Raw genomic sequence first — 23,856 nt, forward strand, 5'->3', positions numbered from 1 at the left:
CTTCACCGGGAGCCGTTTGTGTTATTGATGCAGTTTATTGTACAGACGCTCCATCGTAACGAGCGCCTGCTCGCCGGTATAGCCGCCGGCAGGATGGAAGGCGTTGTTCTCCTCGCCCTTCATGATGCCGATCTCGCGCATCGCGTAAATGCTGTCGCGCGACCACGCGCCGAACTGCGCGTCATCCGCATACCGTTCGCGGCTCTCCTCGGTCTGTGTGCCGCCGAGGATTTTGTAAAGACGGTTCAGCATGGCCGCCGCCTCCTCGCGCGTGATGGTCGCACAGGGGCGGAACGTGCCGTCCTCGTAGCCGGTGACGATACCGAGCGCGGCGGCAAGCCGGACGTTTTCATCGTCGCAGTCGCTGTACGGCGTTTCGTCCGGTGCGGCCTGTCCGTCCGGCGTGAGCACGCGGTACAGCTGCACCGCCTGTGCGGCGAAGTCCACGCGCGTGATGTCCAGACGCGGATAGTGATAGTTTACAAGGGACAGACCGTGTTCAGCGGCGCTGTCCACCTCGGCGGTCGTCCATGCGCTGTACTGGTCCAGGTTTTTCGGCAGGGCGGTCTCGCCGCCGTCGGGCGCGATCAGATAGAACTTGTTGCCGCGTTTGCCGATGATGCGCGTGTAGTTCCACTGGATGCCGTCAAAATCGTTCGCGCTGACGAATTTGCCGGTTGTATCGATCAGACCATATTTGCCGTTGCCGTATGCGCCGTACTTGATCGAGCCGTCCCACAGCGTGCTGCCGGTCTGAACAGCCATCAGGCCGTCATGGAATGTCGGAGGCGTGACCATGATGCCGCCGTCCAGATCGCCGCGCACGACGTTCATGTCGCTGTCGAGCAGTCTGTACTGGAGCACATCGTACTGCGTAACGGTAGGCTCTTCATAGAAGATCACGTCGCGGACCGGCTTTTTCTCGTAGGACGCGAGAATGTACATTCCCTCACCGGCGGAGCAGATCATGGAGCCAGGAAGACCTGACGCCGCCACAGTGAGGTTTCCCTCGGTGTCGGAGAACCAGCAGTCGAGCGTGTTCGGCTCCTGTCCGCTTTTTGTCAGGAGAAAGGAATCGTTTTCCAGCCGTTCGACCGTATCGTATTCGGGCGGTACGATGACCTTTCCGGTCTGCATGTTGATGATTCCGTGGTTATGGCGTGAAACGTCTATCGAAAAAAACAGCTCATACAGGTTTTTCTCCGGCATAAGTGAATAAATCGACGCATAATAGTCATCGGTTTTGTCATAAGCGGAAGTATTGCCCGTCTGCCACTGCTGCTGAAGATGCGTCACGGCCGCTTCGAGCAGCGCGTCCCGGTCTGCGGTATCCGCTGCGCCCGCGCATACGGCCATGCTTCCGGCGACCAGCGCCGCCGCGAGAAAATAACGAAGTCTGCTCATAAGTTTTCCTCCTTTTATTGTACGGTTTCTGCCTACAGTATACCATAGAAAAGAGAAAACAGCGGCAGAAATATGAAAATGAGGCTGTCGGAAAAGCATAGCCTTCCGACAGCCTCAATACATTCTGGAGCAAGGTACGGGAATCGAACCCGCCTCTGTGGCTTGGGAAGCGACCGTTCTACCGATGAACTAACCTTGCATTTGCTGTCCGAGCACTCGGACAGCAGTATTATTATACCGTTTTTTCCCGTCCCTGTCAAGAATATACGCAGCAGTTCGGAACGGCGAACCGGGAATTATCGAGATGACACCGCTTTCTCAGCCGGCCAGGATCTTCGGAGTGCTGCGCAGGAGATTAAAAAGTTGGCGAGCCAGCCGGCCGGTACAGCGAGCCAGACAAATGCAATGCCGAAACGCGGCGCGCAGATCAGGGCAACGGACAGACGGATCGCGAGATTCACCATGTTTGCAGCGAGAAACGGGCGCATGATTCCGAGTCCGCGAAGAACGCCGTCGGTCGCCATCTTGATGCCCATAAAGATAAAGAAGCAGCCGAGCCATCTCATGTAATCCCCGGACACCTGATAGGCCAGCGCTGTCCCGTCTTTCCCGAGGAACAGCGAGGAAATCTGCGTGTGCAGCGCCTCGATGACGATAAAGGCAAGGACTGCGAAGCATACATCCAGCACCAGTGCGGCATGATAGCCTTGCTTGATGCGCTGTTTTTTTCCGGCGCCAAGGTTCTGCGAAACATACGGCGAGACCGCATTGCCGATGGATACGAAAATCAGAGAAAACACATTCTCCACCCGCATCGTCGCCGCATAGCCCGCGAGGGCCTGTGTGCCGAAGGGGTTGACGACCGCCTGCACGATCATCATGCCGATGGACACGGTAGACTGCTGAAGGACCGACGGGACAGCGATTTGAAGCATGGAACACAGCTCCTGCCCGTCAAACCGGTGAAAAGCGCTCTTGTAGCGCCGCATTCGCTGAAGGAAGATCAAGAGCGACAGCACAGCGGAAATGCCCTGCGCGATCAGTGTCGCAAGCGCCGCGCCGAACACGCCGAGACCGAGACCGGCTACCATCCAGAGATCCATGAGGATATTGAGGACGGACGAGAAGATCAGCAGTCCGAGCGGGATTTTTGATTCGCCGATGGAGGTGAACATCGTTGAGAGAATGTTGTACATGAACAGGAACGGAAAGCCTGCGAAATAGACCCTCAGATACAGCACCGCCTCCTTCAGTATATCGGCAGGAGTTTGCAGTCCGCTCATCATCGCGTGGGAAAAGCCAAAGCCAAAGACTCCGAGAACGATGCTCAGAACAAAAAAGCTGAGCAGGGAGGTTGATACGATGGTTTTCATTTTGCCGTATTCTCTGGCGCCGAAATAGCGGCTTACGAGCACACCGGCGCCGACACCGGCTCCCAGCGCCACGCAGATGAAAACGTTGGTCAGGGCAGCGCAGGCGCCGACCGCTGCAAGAGCAGAGGAGCCGACAAACTGACCGACGATGATGGAGTCAGCCATATTGTACACCTGCTGAAAAAAGCTGCCGAGGATCATCGGCATTGCAAAAACTGTAAGCGCCTTGAGAGGCGCATCTGTGATCAAATATTCATCTTTCGACATTATCCTTTTCCTCCCCCGGAGTTTCGTTCTCTATTCTATCATATTTCGACTGCATATTCCATCCCGGAAGAGCGCAATAATTGAAAGCAGCGCAGAAAAAGCGATGCCGCGCGGCAGCCGGAACGGGCGGCTGTATGCAGCGGCCAAAACGGCACTGCCACCGCGGTTCAGCAGGGGATATACGCGTGAAAAGCCCGGAGAGCACAAAAAAGCCGTCCTCTCGGACGGCTTTATGTGGCGGAGAAGGTGGGATTCGAATTCTGGTTTGAAATTAAATTGTGTACAAATATGTTTATTACATGATATATCATATGTTTTTTGTAACTATTTATACCACTTAGTCTACATGAAATGTGCTTCGTAATTTCTGCTTGGGGTATAAATGGGGTACGCGAGCGAATCCTTCCTCTTCTGTATTCTTTTGCAGACGATACCTCAACCTTTTGCAAAAGGAGGCAATTATGGTAATCAGTTTATGCTGCGGAAAAGGCGGCACGGGAAAGACCACCAGCACCTGCAACATCGGTGCGGCGCTGGCAGAGCACGGCAAGCGCGTCCTGCTCATTGACAATGACCAGCAGGGCAGCTTAACGCTCTCGCTCGGCTACGAACCATCGGCTCTGCCAAGTACGCTGGCGAACCTGATGTTTCAGGCAATCGATATGCCGGAACTGCTGAACGAGACCATCGAACGCAATATTCAGCAGGCATCGGACAATCTGCACCTCATTCCGGCGAATAAAAAGCTGGCCGGTATCCTGTCGCGGCTCGTCAGTATGCAGAACACCCGCTCCATGTTCCCGAATGATAACGATGGCATAGCACCGGAAAAAGTGCTGTCCACTATTGTGGAACGGCTTAAAACCCGTTATGACTACATTCTGATTGATTGCAGCCCGCATCTGGACTTGCAGATGATCAACGCCCTTACCGCTTCGGACCGTGTCATTATTCCCACGCAGGCGCATTTTCTCGATACGGCCGGTCTGAATGACACCATCGAAATCATTCATAAGGTGCAGCAGTCGCTCAACCCGTCACTGAAACAGGTAGATATCCTACTGACGATGTTCATGCCGCGCACCATTCTCAATCAGATTTCGCGGCAGAATATACAGGAGCGTTATGGCGAGCAGATGCACGTTTTCGAGCAGCCGATAGACTATTCCATCAAGGTCGCGGAACACCCGGCTATCGGTGTCAGCCTGCTGGAGTACGCTCCGCAGAATACGGCGGCGATTTCTTATCGCGCGGTTGCTGAGGAGGTCATGCAGCATGGCTAAATCAGCACTTGCCAACGCACTGAAAGAGCGCAGCGCGAAATCTGCCACCCAATCAGCCGATGTCAATGATTCGGTCGATGAAGCATTTGAAGCCTTGTTCGGTGCAGCCGCACCACCGGCAAAGAAGAAGCGCGTGACGATGGAGCTTCCTATTGAGCAGCTTCACCCGTTCCGCACCTCTCACATCGGCTTCAAGCCGTACAGTCAGGAGAATTTGAAGATGCTTGCCGATGATATTGCAGAGAACGGACTGATCGAAAACATCAAGGTTCGGCCGTCCGAACACGGCTATGAAATTCTCAGCGGGCATAACCGCGTTGCCGCCTGCAAAATGCTGGGGCGCAAGGAAATCACCGCAGATATTGAATTCGTTGACAATGCCAGAGCCGTTGTGATTGCTACTGTTACGAATTTGCAGCGGCGGCAGAGCCTGCTCCCCAGTGAGCGCGGCTGGGCATACCGTGCGCTGCTCGATGCTTACCGCAGCCAGGGAAAGCGGAACGATCTGGTCAGTGCTACTTCCGGCGAATTTCACCCGAGGTTGAGTGCGCGCGAACGGGTCGCCTGTTTTTTCGGCGTCGGCGTAAGCGATGTGCGCTATTCCGTTCGTTTGACCTATCTCATTCAAAAGCTGCTTGACGAAATAGACGCGCGAAAGCTGAACATGATGTGCGGAGTCGCGCTTTCATATTATGATTCCACAACACAGGGTCGCTTCTATCACCTGTTAAAGGCAGAGCATCGCCGTTTGTCGGTAGATGTGATGAAGAAAATCAAACAGAGCTGCCCTCCGCCGTCTATTTCAGCCGAAGAACTGGACAAGGCATGGAAAACTGCCGCAGAGCAGCTTTCAGAGCAGAAAACCGACAGCATCCGCTTTTCACGCAAACGGTTTGAGCCGTATCTGCACCGGATACCGCCAGATATCAATATCGAGGATTTGTTCCTTGAGTTTCTGCAAAACCGCTTTGCAGATGGAGAACAGCCATGAAAAACAGACAAAAATTATCACGCGCACCACCATGGAGGGAGAAAAATGAACCTACAGGCACTTGTACTCTGCTGTATCGCGGCAGGCAACACATTGGCGCAGGCACAGGTCGTGGAAATAAAGAATACCGTACCTTCCACTCCGCCCATCGCAACCGAAGCACCGGCAGTTTCTGAAGATTTTACCGTACTGGAGCAGGAAATGCTTGATTTAATCAACGAAGCCCGCGAAACTGCCGGTCTTCCGCCCGCGCAGGCGAACGATGCCCTGCACGAGATGGCGCAGGTCCGCGCACAGGAAATCATGGTTTCGTTTTCGCATGAGCGTCCGAACGGTACCAAGGTCGATCTGATGCACGAAATTGGCATCACACCACAGAATTACTGCGCCGAGAATATTCTCAGCGGTACAGACGTATCCACGCCGCAGTCCATGATGAACTGCTTCATGAACTCTGAGCCGCACCGCGCATGGATTCTCAGCGAGGAAGTCAATGCGGTCGGCGTGGCTATCGACCAAAATGAATATGGGCAATTCTATGCGGTTCAGTCGTTCGGCTGCTTTTAATCCGAATTAACCGCACAAACGAGAGGTCATTCACGATCTCTCGTTTTATTTTGCAAAGAAACAGGTGATTTTATGAAATTTTCTCTCCCTCAGCGGTTCACAGCGGCTATTCTGTCAGCTGTGACCGCCCTTTCCTGCATGACGGTGAGCGTACCGCTTGCCGGTGCGGCAGACGAGGACAACAAAGCCTCTGCTATCGAAATCAAGGTCGGTGAAACCTACAATGTGGCGGACAAGGGCGTCAGCAAGGCGTGGTTCCAGCAGAATGGTACACCGCGCAATGTCTGGCCGATGTACACCAAAGCATCGGATGGCACGACAATTCGCGCATACTGCGCCGACCATGCGAAAACCAATCCGGGAACCGGCGGCAAGCCGTATACCGTTACCGGAAAAGTTTCCGATATGCACGTTTACGGCGTGGCGACACGCAGCGATTCCCGCACGACTCTGAACGAGTTTATCAGCTGGGTGCAGGCACCGCTGACCGCGAGCAACTTCACAGCGGATATGTACTTTTCCGCGTCGCAGGCGGCTATCTGGGTTGCATTGGGCGATGCACAGATTGCAGCGAACAGCAGCTTTGGCGTGAGCTACACAAGTTCTACGGCTCTCGGCTACCGCGCGTCCGGCAAGACGCTGAGCGCATCTACCACCTCCGAGGCGTTGACACTGTATGCAGCAATCAAGATGCTGGAATACGGCAACACATTCTACAATGTGTGGGGCCCGAACGGGAAAAATCATGCGCCGTGGACCGGCTGCACGATCAATTATACACCGGGCAGCAGCACATACAGCGCAGCAAATGTAAAGACCGGCTCAATCAATCTGACCGGCGGTATCATCAAATCCGGTGTGTTCGCAGAAAAGCAGATTGACGGACAGATCTGTCTGGTTCTGCCGATGGCGGCGGCTTCCGCAACATTTGTACGCGGCAATAAAATCACGCTCAAAGCCGACAAACTGCCGACCGGCGCATTTCTGATGAGCGAAACGGGTACAAAAAGCACAAACGGCACATTGACGCTGGGTAATGTGCGGAATGACAAAACGCTGTACAAAAACGGCAATGGCATGGCTTACGGCGAAACCTTTCTGCTGTGTATCCCGAAAACGACCGCCGAACAGATGGACGCGGCAGACACCAAGTTGCAGACTGCTGTTACCGCGACGATGAATGTAGACCGCTATGATGTTTATGTTGCATCGACCAACGCCAGCGGTGTTCAGCCGGTCATTCTGGTCGAACCGGCGGTCAAGCAGTCTGCCGCACAGCTTGTTTTCGTCAATCAGGAGGTCGCACAGGGTACGGTTCGCGTGCGTATCCTGAAAACCGATGAAGCCGGTGCGGGACTGGCAGGCTGTACCTTTGAGCTGACCTACCCCGGACAAAAAGCACCACTGACCGGCGTTTCTTCCGCGTCCGGCGAGGTGGTTTTCAACGATTTGCCGCTGAATACCAACGTTACGATAAAAGAAACCGCCGCACCGAAAGGCTACACGCTGCTCCCGGCAAAGACGGTCAACACCGGCACGAAAAGCGGTCAGACCATCGAATTGCAGCTTGCAAACAGCACTGACCATACATTCAAAATCCACAAAATCAGCAGTGCGGATGGCCGCAATCTGATGGGCGCCACCTTTGAAATTCGAGGCATTGACAGCGATTATAAACACAGCTTCACTACGGACGCACTCGGAGAAATCACAGTACAGGGCCGCGACCTGCCGACCGGCTCTTTCGAGGTATATGAGATTGCCGCGCCGGAGGGTTACGCTACCGATGGTTCGGATATTCAGACCTTTGCATGGGATAACTCCAAGGACATCGAGCTGTCCTTTAAGGACGCTCCGCGACCGGGCATCAAGATTTACAAGTACGACAAAGATACCAAGATGCCGCTGGAGGGCGCAACCTTTGAAATCCGCCGCGATGGTCAGGTACTTGCAACCGTAAAAACCGATGTAAACGGCAATGCCGGACTGTACGATCTGCCCAAGGGATTTTATCAGGTAGTCGAAACCGAACCGCCGCAGGGTTATCTCCGCGACGAGCAGGTACACGAGGTATACATTGACCCGACCGCAGACCCGACGCAGCTCATCCGCGAAGTCAATGTTGCAAATACAAAAAAATTATCCATCCGTATTGTGAAAATCGACAAGGAAACCAAGGTTCCGCTGTCCGGCTGGAAGTTTGATGTGTACTACAACGATGCTCACCTTACGACCGTAACGACCAACCAGAACGGCGAAGCGATGGTTGAAAACCTCCAGCCGGGTACTTACCGCGTTAAGGAAACCGGCGGCGATACCGAGCATTACAACATGGATGCACCGGATCAGACGGTTGAACTCATTAAGGATCAGGCTGAAATCCCGACCCTTACCTTTGCTAATACCATCAAGAAGCATTTCGGTATTCTGAAAATCGACAGCGAAACTCACAAGCCGATCGAGGGCGTAACCTTTGCCATCTACAAGGACGGCAAGCTGCTCGGCAATTACACCACCGGCGCTGATGGCCGTATCTGGCTTCCGTATGCAGAGCCGGGTACTTATCAGGCGCAGGAGGTCATTACCGACCCGAAGTATGTGCTGAATGAAAAGGTGTTCACCATCGAAAACAATTCCGAGTACCCGACTTTCTTCACTATTCCCAATGTGATGAAGAAGGACATTACCGTCACCAAGATCGACAAGGATACCGGCAAGCCGTTGCAGGGCGTTGTTTTCCAAGGCCTTAAGGACGGCAAGAGCATCGGCTACTTTACCACCGGTTCAGACGGTAAATTCACGATTTCCTACGCAGACAGCGGCACTTATACTTTCCGCGAGTATCACACTCTTGCCGGTTATGTGCTGAACAAGGAACCGATCACCATCGAGCATACGACGGACGGAAATGTTGATCTCGTAGTGGACAACACCGTACAGAAGAAGTTCGAGGTCGTTAAGGTGGACAGCCAGACCAAGCAGCCGCTGGCGGGCGTACAGTTCAAAATCTGGCGCGACAGTGTGCTGCTCGGTGACTACACCACCGATGAAAACGGTAAAATCACCATCGAAAAGGCCCCGGCAGGCACTTACAAGGTGCAGGAAGTTGCAACGCTGAAAGAATATATCCTCAACGACAAACCGCTGGAGATCGAACACACGACCGATAAGGATACTTCGATTACGGTTGAGAACACCAAGAAGCCGGGACTGTCTATCACCAAGATCGACGCCGAAACCAAGAAGCCGCTGACTGGCGCTGTGTTCAAACTGACTCGCGCAAACGGCGATGTAGTCAAGGAAGATATTCGCACCAGCGAGGACGGTACAGCCTTCGTCGAGGGACTGGATGCCGCAGATTATATCGTAACGGAGGTAACGGCCCCCGGCGGCTACATCATCGACAAGACCCCGCACCCGGTATCGCTGGAGAAGGGCAAAACTTATACGCTTACCCTCGAAAATGAGAAGAAACCCGGTCTGCTCATTAAAAAGGTTGATGCACAGACCAGCAAGCCGCTGGCGGGCGCGTCCTTTAAGGTAACGCGCGGCGATGGCAGCGTTGTCCGTGAAAATGTTGTAAGCGATGCAGACGGCATTGTGCATCTTGCTGAACTTGACACCGGAACCTATATCATTACCGAAACCATAGCGCCGTCCGGTTATGTGATCGACGAAACGCCGAAAACGGTGCAGCTCCGCAAGGGTCAGATCTACGAGGTCGTTTTCTCGAACAGCCGCAGCTACGGTTTGCAAATCCGCAAAATCATCAAGGGCACGAACAAACCGCTGAGCGGCTGCGTGTTCCGGGTTGCCAAGGCAAACGGCGAAATTATCGGCAAATACACCACCAATTCCGCCGGTCTGGCGACAGTCAGCGGTCTGGAGGACGGCGTTTACGTTGTCACGGAACTTTCGTGTCCGGAGGGCTATCGTCTGGACAGCACACCGCAGAACGTCATTGTCAAATCCGGTGAGCTGGCGACCGTTGAATTTCAAAATGAAAAGCTGGCAAGTATCCGCATTAAGAAAATCGATGCCGTAACTAAGAAAGGCATTTACGGTGTTCGTTTCCTCGTAAAAGATGAAGTCAACAACCTCATTGGCGAATATTCTACCGACCAGGACGGCTATATCGAGCTGCGCGACATTCTGACGGACGGAAGGAGCGAAATCAAGCTGAAAGTCGAGGAAATCGCGGCGGCACAGGGTTATGTACTGGACAGCACGGTTCGCACGCTGCGTATCCGCCGAGGAGAAACGACCGAACTGGTCGTGGAAAACACGCCGGTTCTCGGACAAATTCAGGTGGTTAAGAAATCCTCGCAGGATAATCCGGTCACAAATCAGCTCAAAGGCAGTCTGCTGCAAGGCGCGGTGTTTGAGGTTGAAAACGCGGAAACCGGACGTATCGTAGATACGATTACCACAGATTCTCGAGGTATAGCAGCCTCCAATCCGCTGCCGCTGGGACGCTACTTTGTGCGTGAAATTAAGGCTCCGCGATTTTATCAGCTCAACACGCAGAAAGTTGAAGTCAAACTGAAGGTCGAGGGCGATGTGGTCCGCATCGAGATGTATAACGATGCCGCAAGCATCAAAACAAGCATTAAGAAAACGGGAAATTACACGGTAGATGCGGGCAATAATATGCGCTATGACATCACAAATGTTGCAAATCAGTCCAATGTGCCGCTGAATAATTTCTTCTGGCATGACCGAATCCCGACGGATGCAGTTCGCGTAGGCACGATTACCACCGGCACATACAATACGCGAGTATGGTATAAGATCACCTATAAGACGAACAAAAACGGGTATCGAACGCTTGCGGACAACCTGCTTTCCACCAACCGCTATTCGTTCAAGGTGGATTCCGGTTCGCTCAAACTGGCAATCGGTGAGTATGTGACCGATATTCGCTATGAGTTTGCCACCGTCCCCGCCGGATTCAAGATGACGGAAAAGGCAACGGTTTACGTCTATGTGCCGCCGTATATGGCAAATGGATACAATATTACAAACCGTGTGGATTGCGGCGGCTCGTATCAGGGCGAATGGGATAACTCCACCAGTGCATGGGTGACGAAAATTCATCGTGCACCGATTTACACCAAGCCGACTTTGCCGAAAACCGGCTATTGATTACGGAAATGAGGGAAATCAATGCAGAAAAAGAGAATACGGTGGCTGATTCTGCCACTTCTGGCCGCACTGCTCGTCGGTGCGGCAGGCGCAGCAGATGAAACCGAACAGGTGCTTTTAGCCGGCGATCACGCGGTTTATACGCCGGTCGCGGTAGAACCGATTGAGATAAACGGCATTCCTACGCTGACGAAAACATATGAAATGCCGCCGGACTTTGATCCGGCGGCACTCAAAGAGGAACCGTTTTCGCAAGGCGGCTACTGGTATCGCTATGACCGTATGGACAAATCGATACAGTATAAAACCGATACAAAGGACGCGGAGGACATGGTAACGATAGACGCACCCTCTGCCGATTTAGCGACGGTTATTGACCGGTTTCCGGTCACGAAAACCTATGCTAAGGACGGGTTTATCGGTGATTTAACGCTTGATTTGCAGAGCATCAAGGTGGAAGCGACCGGATACAAAACCGTAACGGACAGTCACCCGCACAGCGTCACGAAAAGTTACACCTTGCCGTACAATGACCGTTCGCTCGTCCCCGAAGCGGTTCAGGCAGACGGTTTGAGCCTGCCGCGCACCGGTTTGACATGGACAGAGGCGGCCAATGTGTCGGACTCCGATGTACCGAACAGCTGGACAGCTACCGCGGTTTACAGTAAAACTACCTACACCAGCCGACAGGTTGCGACCGGCTATCAAGCCAGGGCCGTTTATCGCGGGCAAATTGCAAAAACAAGCGTGGATCATGTGACGTATACCGTAACTTATGTCGGCAGCAAAATACCCGTCATGCCGTTTTTAGATCCCGATGTAACGCTTTCGCAGATCGTAATTGTCTGCGCCGCGGGCGTTCTCCTGCTGGTGTTTTTGATCGTTCGATACATTCTCTGGCACACGGCGCGCGTCTATGTCTACAACGAGGAACGCCGCATTCACGATGTGGTAAGCCGCCAATTCGTGCGCGTTCGGACACCGAAAATACGGCTGAGTGCGCTGCAAGGTCACGCCGAAACAGAATATACCGTTATTCTGCGCCGCAAGCTGGCAAAACGCCTCGTAGGACGCGATATTGCCATTGAAACCGGCGGTGAGGCACAGCATCATGTAGTTGAGTCGTTCGTGGGAAGCGATTATGCGTTTGGGGTGAGAATATGAAAAATTGCTGCTTTTAGCAAAAGTCCCCTGAAAAAGTTGATACTTCTCTCGAAAAGTCGTTTGAAAAAGTTGATGATTTTGCGGAAAAGTCACTTGAAAAAGTTTGCGCTATTGAGCTAAAGTCCCTTGTAAAAAGTTTTTGTTTCGGATATACTATGATTATATAATATCTATATCAGATGGAGGTAATCTCATGCTGAAACGAAAAATTGAACAGCGTCTGATAGACTGGAAAAACGATCCGGAGCATAAGCCGTTGATTATCAAGGGATGCCGTCAGTGCGGAAAAACCTATTCTGTGTTGGATTTTGCCAAGAAAAACTATGCGCATGTTGTATATCTGAATTTTTTTGAAAATCCCGACTATGCCTCTGTCTTTTCCGGTTCACTGGAACCGGATAATATCGTAATGATGCTGTCTGCTCTTCTTGGGAAAAACGCAATTTTTGAAACGGGCAAAACCGTGCTGATTCTGGATGAAATTCAGGATTGCCCCGAGGCACGCACCGCCTTGAAATTTTTCCGTATAGACGGGCGATACGATGTCATCGCTACCGGTTCGCTGCTCGGTGTAAAGGGTTACGGAAAGGAACCAAAATCCGTGCCCGTAGGGTCTGAAACTGTAATCGATATGTATCCGCTGGATTTTGAAGAATTTTTATGGGCAAATGGAATTGAACCTCCGCTGACTTCTATACTGGAAAACTGTCTGTCAGAGGAAAAACCAGTTCCTGACGCATTGCATCATCGTATGCGTCAACTCTTGCTGCAATATGCCGTCGTTGGCGGTATGCCTGACGCAGTAAACGCTTTTATCAATACGCATCGGTTGGATCGTGTGCTGCAAATCCAGCGAGATATTGTGCGCTCATACAAAGATGATATGATAAAATATGCGGATAAAAAAGATAAATCCTGCATAACAGAATGCTTTGAGTCCATTCCTCGTCAACTGGCTAAAGAAAATAAAAAATTCCAGTATTCACTTGTCAAAAAAGGAGCTACCTCTTCTAAATATGCAGGCAGTCTTCAGTGGATTGAAGAAGCCGGCATCATCACGCGCTGTTACAACCTTTCTATCACCGAATTACCGTTGGACGGCAATTCAATCGAAAATATGTTTAAGGTATATATGCGTGACATAGGATTGTTTGTAAGTATGCTGGAAGATGGTACACAATATGACATTCTGCAAGGAAATTTATATGGTTATAAAGGTGCTATTTTTGAAAATCTAATAGCAGATATTTTCTCGAAGATGGGACGCAAGCTATATTATTTCCATAAGGACTCTGGTTTGGAAGTTGATTTTGTCATTCGCTATCACGGTGAATGTACACTTGTAGAGGTCAAAGCATCGGATGGAAACACCAAAAGCACTAAAACCATCCTGCGTCACCCGGAAAAATATCATGTTTCCCATGCTATTAAACTTGGAGATTATAATATTGGGCGCAATGACCAGATTCTAACACTCCCTCTGTATATGGCATTCCTGTTAAAAGCCCTATAAACTACGTTATTCAATTATGTTCGCAAAAACCTCGCCGTTCATTACAAGCGGCGAGGTTTTCATTTAGGAGGAGGTTTCCATGAAACATAAACTGTTATGCTGCACGGCGTTCATGTGCGGCATTTTTACGTTCCCGTTTGCGTCTGCCTTTGCGTATCACTACTCCGCAGACCTGTATCCGAATCATTTCTACGCACCCACATCGTCCAATCGTGCGCTGGATATTGACAGCGCGGACAACTCCGGCGGTGCAGCTATCATTGTTCCGTCCGCCGGTATGGGGACGGGTGCGGAAAGCACAGCGCCCCGCGAAGGCTCACCTGTTATTCCGGTCGGTTCGTATGTTGATCCGTGGGGTGACGCCGTAGAGCAGCAGATCAACACAGACGAAAAGCTGAACGGCATGGAAAACGTGTCGTTCAATCGGCTGTCAGGCGCGGAAAGCGGCAGTTATACGGCTCAAACGCAGCTCACCGTCACAAACGGTCATTTCGGTGCGGTATCCATCGGCAATCGCAAGCTGTTCGCGTATGTCTATCCCGGTGCAACATACGAAAGTATGCGGAAAGGTGCCGGCCATGTAGACAGTACTTCGGTCTGGAATGGAAATGTTGCCCTCTGTGGCCACAATCGCGGCTCGTGGCCGTATTTCGGTACGCTGAAGAACGTGCAGGTAGGCGATGTAATTACCTACCGCACTTCGCTCGGTGTACGGACGTACCGCGTTACCTCGGCCGGACGGATTGCGGCGATAAACACCGCCGTTCTCAATCCCACCGCAGACAATCGCATCACCCTGCTGACCTGCATTGCCAACGAGCCGTCTTATCGGCTGTGCGTAGTCGGTCAGGAAATTAAATAAGAAACGGAAGCTCATAGACGGGTGTCCGTAAAACAGTTAATCCTCCGTATGGCTTAGACCATGCGGAGGATTTGTTTATGTCTAATCTTCAAACTTGCTGGCGGCAAACGGTTTGTCAAAACCGTTTGCGGACGGCAAGTCCACAAGGGATAGCCGCATAAGCGGCGCAAGGGGGTGTAGCCACCTTGACGGAAGGTCGTGACGAAACATTCTCGGTCGGGCAGTTTTTTTCTGCTGACCGGGAATGAAGCTCCGCAGGACGCACATACTCCCGATAGGAGAGTATAGAAGTGCGCCCTTTAGTTCCTAAAGGGATTTTATCAGTTCGACAAACTGGAATTTGACTTAATATCCATGGTCAACATGCTGCCACTTTCCGCCATCTGTTCTAACTAAAATCCACTTCCAATCACTGTATGTACTATTTGGATTCAAAGACCCGTCTCCACCAGATGAATCAACATCGAATGAAGATAATAAAACAATGACTTCATCTGCATTGTTTCTGTCTGCCCAATCTTTATGATCTTTCGCGCAGTCATCTCCGGCATAGTAAATTTCTGTGAGAGTGCATCCTTTCCAGTCACTCTTAAACTCCTTTTTTATTGTGTCAATAGCGGCTTTAATATCCTCTTCTGAATAGCTCTCAGATTCAACATTATGAGTTTTTACTTCACTGACATCTCCACCACAAGCACTCAAACCAAATAAAAGCATAATACATAGCATTGTACATACTATTTTCTTCATACAAGACCTCCTTAAATCCCGATTTGTTGCTTAATTTCGCATTCAAATTATACCATAAAATTGTGAACAATTCTACCGTCATTTTGGATATATGAGAAAAGTCCGAACAGTTTTCTGCCCGGACTTTCTCGCTCAATCATAAATCAATTCCGCTTTCACAATCTCCTCTGCCTGTGCCTTGCAAGCGTTCATCTGCCGCACCCATTCCATTTGGTTTTCAGCTTTCAGTTGCTCGGTCACGCCGTTTTGCTCTGCCAGTGACCGCACGATCAGCTTCATGCGGTTTCGTGCCGCTTCGTCAATCTTAGCGCAATACTGTCTTACGTACACCCAGCTATTCAGCTTCCGTTTTTCTTTTTTTTGCGTCAAATTTTATCGAAAGGAACCTTTGAAATTATGAACAAAATCCATCTTTCTATCAACTATTCGCAGCTTATGCGGCGCGTTTTTCTTGCGTACCGCATTGCACTGATTCTGTTGCTTCTGGCAGCCCTTTATCTGCCGCACGCTTTCGCGGTCGAAGATATGTGGACCGCCGCAAACCGCATTATCAAAGACGTTTACACCAAAATCGCAGGCGTTTCCACGGTGCTCGCCGGTCTGATGTCCGCTGTTGCAGTCATCGGCGCAAAAATGTCCGGCACGCAGCAGAAAGCAGATCAGGCTTGGGACTGGCTTAAACGTGTCTGGCTCGCGTGGGTCATTATCAACGGCATTGGAGCTTTTATCGCCTATGTTCGTCCGCTATTCAACGGTCTGGCGACGCTGGAGTAATTTAATAAAGCAGTTTGGGATAATTTGTTCGTCCATCAACGACACGATAAATGAATACCGTACTGTCAATCAGCTTATACACAATAATATAGTTGCCACAAATCAGCTTACGATATTGCCGCATAGCTAAAAAGTCATCTGAGTGCAACGGTCCGATCAGCGGCTGCTCGGCTAAAAGGTCGATTTTGTCCAACAACTTATTGGTAATAGTTTCTGCCGAATGAGGACCCACTGCCGACAAATGAATATCAGCGATCCGTTCAATATCCTGCCATGCAGGCGTAAGAATACGCACATTATATTTAGGCATTCGTATATTTCTCCTTCAGCATGGCACGAACATCTTCCACAGAGTAAGTGGGCTCGCCATTCAGGCGGGAAAATTCAGCTTCCAGGACAGCTGCTCGATGCTGCAAAACCTTTTCACGGTTTTCAAAGGCATCAACACTCATAAAAACAGCGTCACCTTCTCCGTTTTTGGTAATATAAATGGGTTCCTGCGTTTCATGTGCTAAGTTGGACACAGTATTGTAATCATTTCTCAACGTGGTAGAAGACTTTATTTTCATATCAGACACCTCCGTTTATTCTACTATTATTATATGAGTATTCTGCTTTTAATACAAGAGGGGGTCATCATATTCTCGAAAAACTTATCAAAGCGCTGTTCGAATGGCTGGCAACGATGTGGTACGAGATGGTGGAGAAACTGCTCCGGCAGCTTATGACACTGCTGCGCGTAGATACCTCGTATTTTGCGTCCCGCGTGCCGGTCGTCAAGGATATTGCCACCATTCTGCTGGCGGTCGGCTGGGCGCTGCTCATCGGCAATCTGGCGTATCAGGCATTACGCTCCATGGCCTCCGGTGTCGGCATTGAAGCCGAGGAACCGGGACGATTGTTTCTGCGAACGGCTATGTTCAGCTTTCTGCTTGTGTGCAGCAGGCAGATATGCGACATCGCGCTCAGCCTTTCCGCCGTTATCATGCGGATGCTGGAAGTGCCGAAAGCCGTGACTTTCACGCCATTCAACGAGGATTTCTTCAGCGAACTGCCAAACGCGGGCTGGCTGGTGGTCATCGTAGTCAATGTGTATATCCAGTGGCAGATCATCAAGCTGTTCTTCGAGGTCGCGGAGCGATATGTCATTCTATGCGTACTTATTTACTGCGCGCCGCTGGCATTTGCAATGGGCGGCTCGAAAAGCACCGCAGAGATTTTCCGCGGCTGGCTGAGAATGTTTGCATCTATGTGTACGCTGATGGTTTTGAACGTGATGTTCGTGAAAATGCTGCTGTCCGCCATGTCCAATTCGCCAACCGGTGCGGCAATCGTGCCGTGGATCATGCTCATCACAGGCATTGTCCGCGTGGCGAAAAAGATGGACAGCATTATCCTGCGTATCGGACTCAATCCGGCTATCACCGGCGACCCGCTGGGGCATCATCACGTTCCGGGTATGCTCAGTGCCATGCTGGTGCATCACGCGGCATCGTTTATCAAAAATACAATCTCGAATCCGCCGCACCCCACCAATACGGCTGCGGCTCCGCCGTCCGGCCCGCTGGCCTATGGCATGGGCAGACAAGTCGGTAACGGACAGCCTTCACAGCTTTCTGCATCGTCTGGCAGCAGTACGCAGAACAATACGCAGCAGAACAGCAATTTTTCCTATGGTTCGTCTGCGCGGCATACTGTATCGTCCCATATGCCGCATCAATATGCAGACATCAGCATTGACGCAGACGATTTCACGGACGGCGATTTTGTGACCATGAGCAATCCGGCACATTCCGGTGCCGCGCGAATTACACCGGTCGCGCCGCAGATACGGCCCCTGCCGCATGATTTTGCGAAAACACCGCCGCCGGTTTCTCCGCAGTCCGCAAGACCGCCGGTTGTCCCGCACGGCGCATCGGCTGTTCAAGGAGCGCAGAATATCGGCACTTCACAAAATACACCGCAAACCTCGGTGCATAGTGCCATGTCGCACGATTTTATTGCACCGCAGGCGGCGGAACATAGCGCGGAAAATACTTCGGTTCAGCCGCAGTCCATCGAACACAGCACACAGACCGAGAAAAACGGCGGCACGCATGGTCAGCAGTCCGGACGTATCAGTCCGGTAACACCGCCGCGTCCCGCAGGAATTCGTGAAGTGAAAACCGCAGAGCATACAGAAAATCATTCTTCTGCACAAACCAAGGTCAGCAGTTTTGGCCACAATACCGAAAATTATGGTTCCTCTGCAATCATGCAGACATCTGAACGTGCCGTAGCGTCGAAGGCTGCTCAACTTGGCGGCACTGCACAGAATGTAGAGTCGAGCCACAGAATATCTAATATGCAGTCTGTCCGATCGGATACTGCACCGCAGGCAAAATACAATTCTGCTGCCGTCAAACCGGACATTACACCGCAGCGCAACCGCGGCACTTCTGCCGCCGCAAGACCGAATATTTCTCCGGTTTCACCCGTGAAACCCACAGTTCAGCCGCCGAAAGCACAGACTGCGCCGAAAAATCCCGTTTCACCGGTAAGTCAGCCGCGCACCTTGCGCCGCAGTGCCGAACCGGTGAAATCAAACAACATAATACCGCAGAACGGAGGTGAACGCCATGCAGGACGAAAACGCAAGCCGTAAACGAGCAGTTGCGGCGGCACGCATCGCACACGCCGCATGGTCCGGCGGACCGCACGGCGCGGCAGCTGCCACAGCAATCGAAGCCGGAAAGCATCTTGTGAGACCCATGCTTGCGGCAGTTACCGTGATTTTCGGCTTACCGCTGCTGTTTCTCGCGGCAATACCGTGCAATCTTTTTGACGCGCCAAGCGTCAAATCTGCCGATATACAGGAAATGACCGCACAGGCGCAGACACTGAACGCCTCGTGGAAACGTCAGCGGTCGCTGGAGCAGCAGGCCGTAGAACTGTTCGTGTCGCTCCTGCCGAAAGACCTCGGGTTCATCTCGGTAGAAACCCGGCTCGGGAACACGAATGACTACTGGCAGATTGCCATTACATCAGTCCTGCACGAACAGGACGTTGCTCTGCTCGATGAGGACAAAATCGTGCAGACGATGAAAGACAAAATGCAGTACAAACTGGAACCGAAGTACACGGACGGCAAACTCGTCGGGTACATTCTGATGATTTACGACATGACACCGGACGAGCTGATGGACAAGCTGGCCTTTGATGAACAGCAGCGCGACTGGGCGACATTGATTGCGGACACGATTGCAGACAGCGATTACGCCGCGCCGGTCGATTCCTCGGACAACACCGCAGACGAAGATCTGTCCGATATTGTATTCACCGGACGCGGAAATTCCAAAAATGTGGTGTATTTCAGCCAGTATGACAGCCGCTGGGGAAGTCAGATGTACGGCCGCACCAACACGATTGCGGGCGCAGGCTGCGGACCGAGTTCGCTTGCTATCTGCATTTCCACGCTGACGAACAAGACGGTCACGCCGCCCGCGGTCTGCGAGTGGTCGGTCAAGACCGGCCATCGCTGCGAGGGTTCGGGCAGTTATCACAGCCTGATTCCGGACGGTGCGGCGCACTGGGGCGTACCCTGCCACGGTATCGGGCAGAGCAGAAAACAGCTGATTCAGGCTTTGCAGGACGGGAAACTGGTCGTGGCGATCATGAGTCAGGGGCATTTCACGCGCGGTGGGCATTTCATCGTGCTGCGCGGTATCACAAGCCAAGGCAAAATCCTGGTTGCGGATTGCGCCAGCTACGAACGCAGTCAAAAGGAGTGGGACATCAATATTTTTCTGAACGAGTGCAACAAGGGCTCCGCCGCCGGTGGGCCTTTCTGGGTACTGGGTTAGGAGGAACGAATGGGAATTGAATATCGCAGCGATAAAATTCTAAAACTTAGAGTTTTTCGTGTAAAGCACCGTATTTCACTGGCGGAACTGGCACAGGCCAGCAGCGTGAGTATCCAGCGTATCAGTCAGATCGAGCTGATGGACTGTCCGCTGACACCACATATCGAAGAACAGCTCACGCGCGCACTGGAAGTCGTGCTGCTGCGCCGCAATGCCAACGCGGCCGCCGCCATCGCGGACTACCGCGAACAGAAAGGACGGCTGTTTCTGGCTGTTCCGGAAACCGAGGTGATTGCAGATGGATAACGAGGATACTTACTTTATTCCGGCGAATTTCACCGATGCAGGCCGCGTATTCGGTATGTTTGAACTGCGCAACTGCATCGAAGCGGTCGTGCTCGCCGCGCCGACACTCGGTCTCTGTATGCTGATCGCCCGTCAGCTTGCGGTGTCGCTCACGATAAAGCTGGTGATCTCGCTGTGCCTGCTGGTACCGGTCTGCGGCTTTGCGCTGCTCGGTATCCGTGACGACTCGCTCAGCCGCTTTCTCAGCGTATATTTCCGCTGGCGCAGACACCGCAGAATTATCTTGAACAAGGGAGGAATGATCAAATATGACCATAAAAGATGCGATTTTTGGCGTACAAAGCCCGCAAAAGCGCGCCGCTGCAAGCGATGACCTGCAAGGCAGTCTGCCGATTGCAGATATAGACCGCGGCATCATTCACACAAGGGACGGCGGACTGGTCGGACTGTTTGAAGTGCTGCCAATGAACTTTTTCCTGCAAAGCACCGCAGAGCGTGTTCGTATCGTCGGCGCACTGGCCGCATGGCTCAAAATCGCGCCGAGCAGCGTACAGTTTCTCTGCCTGTCACAGCCGGTCGATGTGGAGCAGTACACGCGCCGTATGAACGAGTACGCCGAAACCGAAACGGACGCAAGCTGTCGCGCGTGTATTGAGGACAATATCGAGCAGGTGCGCGGCATGATCCAGGGCGGCGCGTTCACGACACGTTTTTTCGTGGCGTATCGCTTTGAGCCGGACATGGCTCCGGCGGCCAAGACACCCGAACAGCGTGCAGACGCGCTTTATCAGATTGCGGATACCGCCAAAGGCTATCTTGCCCGCTGTGGGCTGACCGTTGCAGAACCGCAGTACATCGACAATCAGATGGTAGAAACCGTCTTTTCCATGCTGTGCAAGCAGACCGCGCGGAACATCAAGCTGCCGGTGGATTTCCGGCTGATGATGGAGGACTATTTCGGTATTCCCACAGAGGATATGCCGGAAGAAACCGATGTTGAAGAAAATGCCGAAATTGCGGAACAGCCGACACGCAAAGAGAAAAAACGCAGAAAGAAGCGCCGCAAGCCTAAAAAAAGCAAGCTGAAATCCGAACAGTCAGACGGCACAACGCGCGTGATGGACCTCATCTGTCCGTCCGCGATCGACATGACGCACCGCGACTATCTGGTGATAGACGGCGTGTATCACGCCTACCTTTACATTGCCGGTTACGGCTATCAGAGCCTTGTGCGCGGTGGCTGGCTGGCGGCACTGGTCGGCATGGGTGATGGTATTTCTCTCTCGACAACCCTTCTTCGCCGTCCGCGCGAGAAAATACTGCCGAAAGTCGCAAACTCCACCATCTGGAGCCGCAGCCGTATGCGTGATGTAGACGACACCCGCGCCGATTATGAGCAGATGGGCAGCGCGATTTACGCCGGACAGTACATCAAGCAGCAGATGAACACGGCAAACGAGGACTATTACGATATGTACACGCTCATTGAGGTCACGGCCGCAAATGAGGAATTGCTGCATACTCGTCTGGCGGAGGTCGAACGCCTTTGCGCATCACAGGATATTATCTGCAAACGCTGTGACTACGTGGAGGAACAGGCGTTTCACTCATTCCTGCCGGTAGTCGCTCCTGCACCGGAGATCGCCCGCAAAGCCAGACGGAACACGCTGCTTTCCGGTGCGGCAGGCGCATTTCCATTCTATTCGATGGAGCTTTGCGAACAGAACGGTATCCTCATCGGTGAGGACCTGCGCAATCATGCGGTCTGTATGCTGGATATTTTCGACGGCAACCGATACAGCAACGCCAATATGACCGTTCTCGGTATGTCCGGTGCGGGCAAGACATACCTGCTGCAGCTCATCGCCATGCGCTATCGTCAGCAGAGTAAGCAGGTTTTCCTGATCGCGCCGTACAAAGGCTATGAGTACCGTGCGGCGTGTGAGGCCATCGGCGGTCTGTACATCAAACTCGCGCCGTCCTCTACGGACTGCATCAACTTTCTGGAAATCCGCCGCCGGACGCTGGACGTAAACGCCGAACTGACGCGCACCCGCACCCGTGAAGATTCTCTGCTTGCGGACAAGATCAGCCGCCTGCATATTTACTTTTCGCTGCTGCGGCGCGGTCTGACCGAGGACGAGAAAAGCTGTCTTGATGTGGAACTCATGCGGCTGTATGAGCGTTTCGGCATTACCCGCGATAATGACAGTCTGTATGACGAATATGGCAATCTGAAGTCGCAGCCGACACCGGCAGACTTCTACGAATTACTGAACGAACGAGAAGAAACCAAATCGCTTGCCGGTATTCTCAGCCGTTTCGTGACCGGTTCGGCGGCAAATCTCGGCGGCATGACCAACATTGACATGAATAACAAATATATCGTGCTGGATATTTCGGAAATCGGCAAGGAACTGCTGCCGTTCGGCACACTTCTGGCGGCGGACATCTGTCTGGATTACTGCCGAATGTCACGCGCGGAGAACAAGGTGGTCATTCTCGATGAGGTCTGGTCGCTGATCGGCGCAGGCTCTAATGCACAGGCGGCGGAGTTTGTGCTGGAGCTGTTCAAGACCGTGCGCGGTTACGGCGCGTCTGCTATCGCCGCCTCGCAGGACTTAGAGGACTTCTTCGCACTGGAAAACGGCAAATTCGGCAAGGCACTGCTCAACAACAGCCGTATCAAGTTTGCACTGATGACCGAACCCGAAGAGGCCGCGCTCATTCAGCAGCACTACCACCTGACGGACGAAGAAATGCAGATGCACGCCAATTTCACACGCGGACAGGCACTGCTCTGTGCAGGCCGCAACCGTTTGGGCGTGCAGATTATCGCATCGCCGCGCGAGCATGAGCTGATTACCACCGACCCGCGCGACATCGCTCGAATCCGCCAGCGGCAGCACATTGAAGAAGCGCGCCGCCGCAGACACCCGACAAAGGAGGAAGTTACGAACGATGAATGAATTCGAAGGCAAACTGGAAAAGCTGACGCGGCTGACGAAAGCATTTGAGCAGGCAGACGATAGCAACAAGCGAAGCCATCTGGCGAATGAACTGCTCTGCACGTTGGAGAATACAACGCTCTCGGCGCGGCGGTATTACAGCTCGTTTCTCAAACCGGAAAAGCATGGCCGTGAGGCGCATATCCTGCCGCACCACGTCGAGAAACACTGCGCGGTGGAGGTCACCCGTGACGGCTGGACACACATTCGTCTGAATACGCTCCTGCAGAGCAACCGCCAGCGCGTGACCGGCTACATCGAGAGTACACTGCTTCAGATGCTGCATGACCACCGTGCGGCGGGCGGCACGCTCCCGTGGTACGACCGCACCTTTGTTATCATCACCGAACACACCGACCGCCGGTATACAGGCCGCACATTTGATCCCGACAACAAGGAATGGAAGTGCGTGACGAACGCGCTGAAAGGCGTTCTGTTCGAGGACGATGACAGCCGAACGGTCAGCCTGATTCTGGACAGCGTACCGGACGGAAAGGGCTTCACCGAGGTCCTTGCAGCCCCTTATTTTGAAGTGAAAAAAACGTGGATCGGGCGGTAAAAAAGGGACCTCTGCACGGGCGGTAGTACCGTCCGTGCGGGAGGTCGA

The 23,856-nt window shown here is 52.5% G+C and carries 19 protein-coding genes, 1 tRNA gene and 1 pseudogene; 14 read left to right on the plus strand and 7 right to left on the minus strand.

The window, feature by feature from the left end; all coding sequences use genetic code 11:
• Positions 1-21: 21 nt before the first annotated feature.
• The 3 genes from H8S02_RS01260 to H8S02_RS01270 all read right to left on the minus strand — a co-directional run bounded on the left by H8S02_RS01260 (position 22) and on the right by H8S02_RS01270 (position 3,044).
• Entirely contained in the window at positions 22-1,404 is a 1,383-nt protein-coding gene (locus tag H8S02_RS01260) for an S-layer homology domain-containing protein (RefSeq protein WP_186968872.1), read from the minus strand.
• 125 nt (positions 1,405-1,529) lie between these two features.
• Positions 1,530-1,603 (minus strand) — tRNA-Gly (locus H8S02_RS01265).
• Between the two features lie 97 nt (positions 1,604-1,700).
• Positions 1,701-3,044 (minus strand): MATE family efflux transporter, encoded by a 1,344-nt coding sequence (locus tag H8S02_RS01270; protein WP_186968873.1) that lies wholly within the window; start codon positions 3,042-3,044, stop codon positions 1,701-1,703.
• A 461-nt stretch (positions 3,045-3,505) separates the two neighbouring features.
• Between H8S02_RS01270 and H8S02_RS01275 the strand changes: the two genes are divergently transcribed.
• The 7 genes from H8S02_RS01275 to H8S02_RS01305 all read left to right on the plus strand — a co-directional run bounded on the left by H8S02_RS01275 (position 3,506) and on the right by H8S02_RS01305 (position 14,569).
• Positions 3,506-4,327 carry a ParA family protein gene (locus H8S02_RS01275; protein WP_186968874.1) on the plus strand — a complete coding sequence of 274 codons (822 nt, stop codon included), beginning with the start codon at positions 3,506-3,508 and terminating at the stop codon, positions 4,325-4,327.
• Complete coding sequence (locus H8S02_RS01280) at positions 4,320-5,318, plus strand: ParB/RepB/Spo0J family partition protein (protein WP_186968875.1); 999 nt, start codon at positions 4,320-4,322, stop codon at positions 5,316-5,318. Before H8S02_RS01275 ends, H8S02_RS01280 begins: the two co-directional genes overlap by 8 nt.
• 45 nt (positions 5,319-5,363) lie before the next feature.
• A complete protein-coding gene (locus H8S02_RS01285) occupies positions 5,364-5,885 on the plus strand; it encodes a CAP domain-containing protein (protein ID WP_186968876.1) in 522 nt (173 codons plus the stop codon).
• Between the two features lie 72 nt (positions 5,886-5,957).
• Positions 5,958-11,030: a SpaA isopeptide-forming pilin-related protein gene (locus tag H8S02_RS01290; protein ID WP_186968877.1), complete on the plus strand. Its 5,073-nt coding sequence runs from the start codon at positions 5,958-5,960 to the stop codon at positions 11,028-11,030.
• Between the two features lie 21 nt (positions 11,031-11,051).
• Positions 11,052-12,194 carry a hypothetical protein gene (locus H8S02_RS01295; protein ID WP_186968878.1) on the plus strand — a complete coding sequence of 381 codons (1,143 nt, stop codon included), beginning with the start codon at positions 11,052-11,054 and terminating at the stop codon, positions 12,192-12,194.
• A 193-nt stretch (positions 12,195-12,387) separates the two neighbouring features.
• A complete protein-coding gene (locus H8S02_RS01300) occupies positions 12,388-13,707 on the plus strand; it encodes an ATP-binding protein (protein ID WP_186968879.1) in 1,320 nt (439 codons plus the stop codon).
• A 79-nt stretch (positions 13,708-13,786) separates the two neighbouring features.
• Entirely contained in the window at positions 13,787-14,569 is a 783-nt protein-coding gene (locus H8S02_RS01305; RefSeq protein ID WP_186968880.1) for a class D sortase, read from the plus strand.
• 345 nt (positions 14,570-14,914) lie between these two features.
• Here the strand turns inward: H8S02_RS01305 and H8S02_RS01310 are convergent, their stop codons facing one another.
• Both H8S02_RS01310 and H8S02_RS01315 read right to left on the minus strand, forming a co-directional pair.
• The gene (locus H8S02_RS01310; RefSeq protein WP_186968881.1) at positions 14,915-15,319 is read right to left on the minus strand and encodes an LptM family lipoprotein; all 405 of its coding nucleotides are present in this window, start codon (positions 15,317-15,319) and stop codon (positions 14,915-14,917) included.
• 132 nt (positions 15,320-15,451) lie between these two features.
• Positions 15,452-15,637: pseudogene (locus H8S02_RS01315) on the minus strand (TnpV protein); the annotation flags it as partial.
• Between the two features lie 78 nt (positions 15,638-15,715).
• On the opposite strand from H8S02_RS01315, the gene H8S02_RS01320 reads away from it, so the two are divergent.
• The gene (locus H8S02_RS01320) at positions 15,716-16,093 is read left to right on the plus strand and encodes a hypothetical protein (protein ID WP_243166350.1); all 378 of its coding nucleotides are present in this window, start codon (positions 15,716-15,718) and stop codon (positions 16,091-16,093) included.
• Position 16,094: 1 nt separating this feature from the next.
• On the opposite strand, the gene H8S02_RS01325 is transcribed toward H8S02_RS01320, so the two are convergent.
• A complete protein-coding gene (locus tag H8S02_RS01325) occupies positions 16,095-16,403 on the minus strand; it encodes a type II toxin-antitoxin system RelE/ParE family toxin (RefSeq protein WP_186968883.1) in 309 nt (102 codons plus the stop codon).
• The gene (locus tag H8S02_RS01330) at positions 16,396-16,662 is read right to left on the minus strand and encodes a type II toxin-antitoxin system Phd/YefM family antitoxin (protein WP_186968884.1); all 267 of its coding nucleotides are present in this window, start codon (positions 16,660-16,662) and stop codon (positions 16,396-16,398) included. The genes H8S02_RS01325 and H8S02_RS01330 overlap by 8 nt, the downstream gene beginning before the upstream one ends.
• A gap of 128 nt (positions 16,663-16,790) precedes the next feature.
• Here H8S02_RS01330 and H8S02_RS01335 point away from each other — a divergent pair, with 128 nt between their 5' ends.
• Genes H8S02_RS01335 through H8S02_RS01360 form a run of 6 tightly spaced genes read left to right on the plus strand, consistent with a single transcriptional unit; the run spans position 16,791 to position 23,808 of the window.
• On the plus strand, positions 16,791-18,737 hold the full coding sequence (locus tag H8S02_RS01335) for a hypothetical protein (RefSeq protein ID WP_207722038.1): 1,947 nt from the start codon (positions 16,791-16,793) through the stop codon (positions 18,735-18,737).
• Positions 18,712-19,935 carry a C39 family peptidase gene (locus tag H8S02_RS01340; RefSeq protein WP_186968886.1) on the plus strand — a complete coding sequence of 408 codons (1,224 nt, stop codon included), beginning with the start codon at positions 18,712-18,714 and terminating at the stop codon, positions 19,933-19,935. The genes H8S02_RS01335 and H8S02_RS01340 overlap by 26 nt, the downstream gene beginning before the upstream one ends.
• 9 nt (positions 19,936-19,944) lie before the next feature.
• Positions 19,945-20,241, plus strand: coding sequence for a helix-turn-helix domain-containing protein (locus tag H8S02_RS01345; RefSeq protein WP_186968887.1), 297 nt, complete (start codon positions 19,945-19,947; stop codon positions 20,239-20,241).
• Positions 20,234-20,614: a PrgI family protein gene (locus H8S02_RS01350; RefSeq protein WP_186968888.1), complete on the plus strand. Its 381-nt coding sequence runs from the start codon at positions 20,234-20,236 to the stop codon at positions 20,612-20,614. The genes H8S02_RS01345 and H8S02_RS01350 overlap by 8 nt, the downstream gene beginning before the upstream one ends.
• The gene (locus tag H8S02_RS01355) at positions 20,550-23,210 is read left to right on the plus strand and encodes a TraG/VirB4 family ATPase (RefSeq protein ID WP_186968889.1); all 2,661 of its coding nucleotides are present in this window, start codon (positions 20,550-20,552) and stop codon (positions 23,208-23,210) included. The genes H8S02_RS01350 and H8S02_RS01355 overlap by 65 nt, the downstream gene beginning before the upstream one ends.
• Complete coding sequence (locus tag H8S02_RS01360; protein ID WP_186968890.1) at positions 23,203-23,808, plus strand: hypothetical protein; 606 nt, start codon at positions 23,203-23,205, stop codon at positions 23,806-23,808. The genes H8S02_RS01355 and H8S02_RS01360 overlap by 8 nt, the downstream gene beginning before the upstream one ends.
• Positions 23,809-23,856: the final 48 nt, after the last annotated feature.

The sequence above is a fragment of the Agathobaculum hominis genome (genome assembly GCF_014288055.1).
In the GTDB taxonomy this organism is placed as follows: Bacteria; Bacillota; Clostridia; order Oscillospirales; family Butyricicoccaceae; genus Agathobaculum; species Agathobaculum hominis.

Coding starts and splice junctions, on each gene's coding strand:
- H8S02_RS01275 (WP_186968874.1), top strand. CDS start 3,506: ATGGTAATCAGTTTATGCTGCGGAAAAGGCGGCACGGGAAAGACCACC.
- H8S02_RS01305 (WP_186968880.1), top strand. CDS start 13,787: ATGAAACATAAACTGTTATGCTGCACGGCGTTCATGTGCGGCATTTTT.
- H8S02_RS01345 (WP_186968887.1), top strand. CDS start 19,945: ATGGGAATTGAATATCGCAGCGATAAAATTCTAAAACTTAGAGTTTTT.
- H8S02_RS01270 (WP_186968873.1), bottom strand. CDS start 3,044: ATGTCGAAAGATGAATATTTGATCACAGATGCGCCTCTCAAGGCGCTT.
- H8S02_RS01340 (WP_186968886.1), top strand. CDS start 18,712: ATGCAGGACGAAAACGCAAGCCGTAAACGAGCAGTTGCGGCGGCACGC.
- H8S02_RS01360 (WP_186968890.1), top strand. CDS start 23,203: ATGAATGAATTCGAAGGCAAACTGGAAAAGCTGACGCGGCTGACGAAA.
- H8S02_RS01325 (WP_186968883.1), bottom strand. CDS start 16,403: ATGCCTAAATATAATGTGCGTATTCTTACGCCTGCATGGCAGGATATT.
- H8S02_RS01300 (WP_186968879.1), top strand. CDS start 12,388: ATGCTGAAACGAAAAATTGAACAGCGTCTGATAGACTGGAAAAACGAT.
- H8S02_RS01260 (WP_186968872.1), bottom strand. CDS start 1,404: ATGAGCAGACTTCGTTATTTTCTCGCGGCGGCGCTGGTCGCCGGAAGC.
- H8S02_RS01280 (WP_186968875.1), top strand. CDS start 4,320: ATGGCTAAATCAGCACTTGCCAACGCACTGAAAGAGCGCAGCGCGAAA.
- H8S02_RS01310 (WP_186968881.1), bottom strand. CDS start 15,319: ATGAAGAAAATAGTATGTACAATGCTATGTATTATGCTTTTATTTGGT.
- H8S02_RS01350 (WP_186968888.1), top strand. CDS start 20,234: ATGGATAACGAGGATACTTACTTTATTCCGGCGAATTTCACCGATGCA.
- H8S02_RS01295 (WP_186968878.1), top strand. CDS start 11,052: ATGCAGAAAAAGAGAATACGGTGGCTGATTCTGCCACTTCTGGCCGCA.
- H8S02_RS01355 (WP_186968889.1), top strand. CDS start 20,550: ATGACCATAAAAGATGCGATTTTTGGCGTACAAAGCCCGCAAAAGCGC.
- H8S02_RS01330 (WP_186968884.1), bottom strand. CDS start 16,662: ATGAAAATAAAGTCTTCTACCACGTTGAGAAATGATTACAATACTGTG.
- H8S02_RS01290 (WP_186968877.1), top strand. CDS start 5,958: ATGAAATTTTCTCTCCCTCAGCGGTTCACAGCGGCTATTCTGTCAGCT.
- H8S02_RS01320 (WP_243166350.1), top strand. CDS start 15,716: ATGAACAAAATCCATCTTTCTATCAACTATTCGCAGCTTATGCGGCGC.
- H8S02_RS01285 (WP_186968876.1), top strand. CDS start 5,364: ATGAACCTACAGGCACTTGTACTCTGCTGTATCGCGGCAGGCAACACA.
- H8S02_RS01335 (WP_207722038.1), top strand. CDS start 16,791: ATGGTGGAGAAACTGCTCCGGCAGCTTATGACACTGCTGCGCGTAGAT.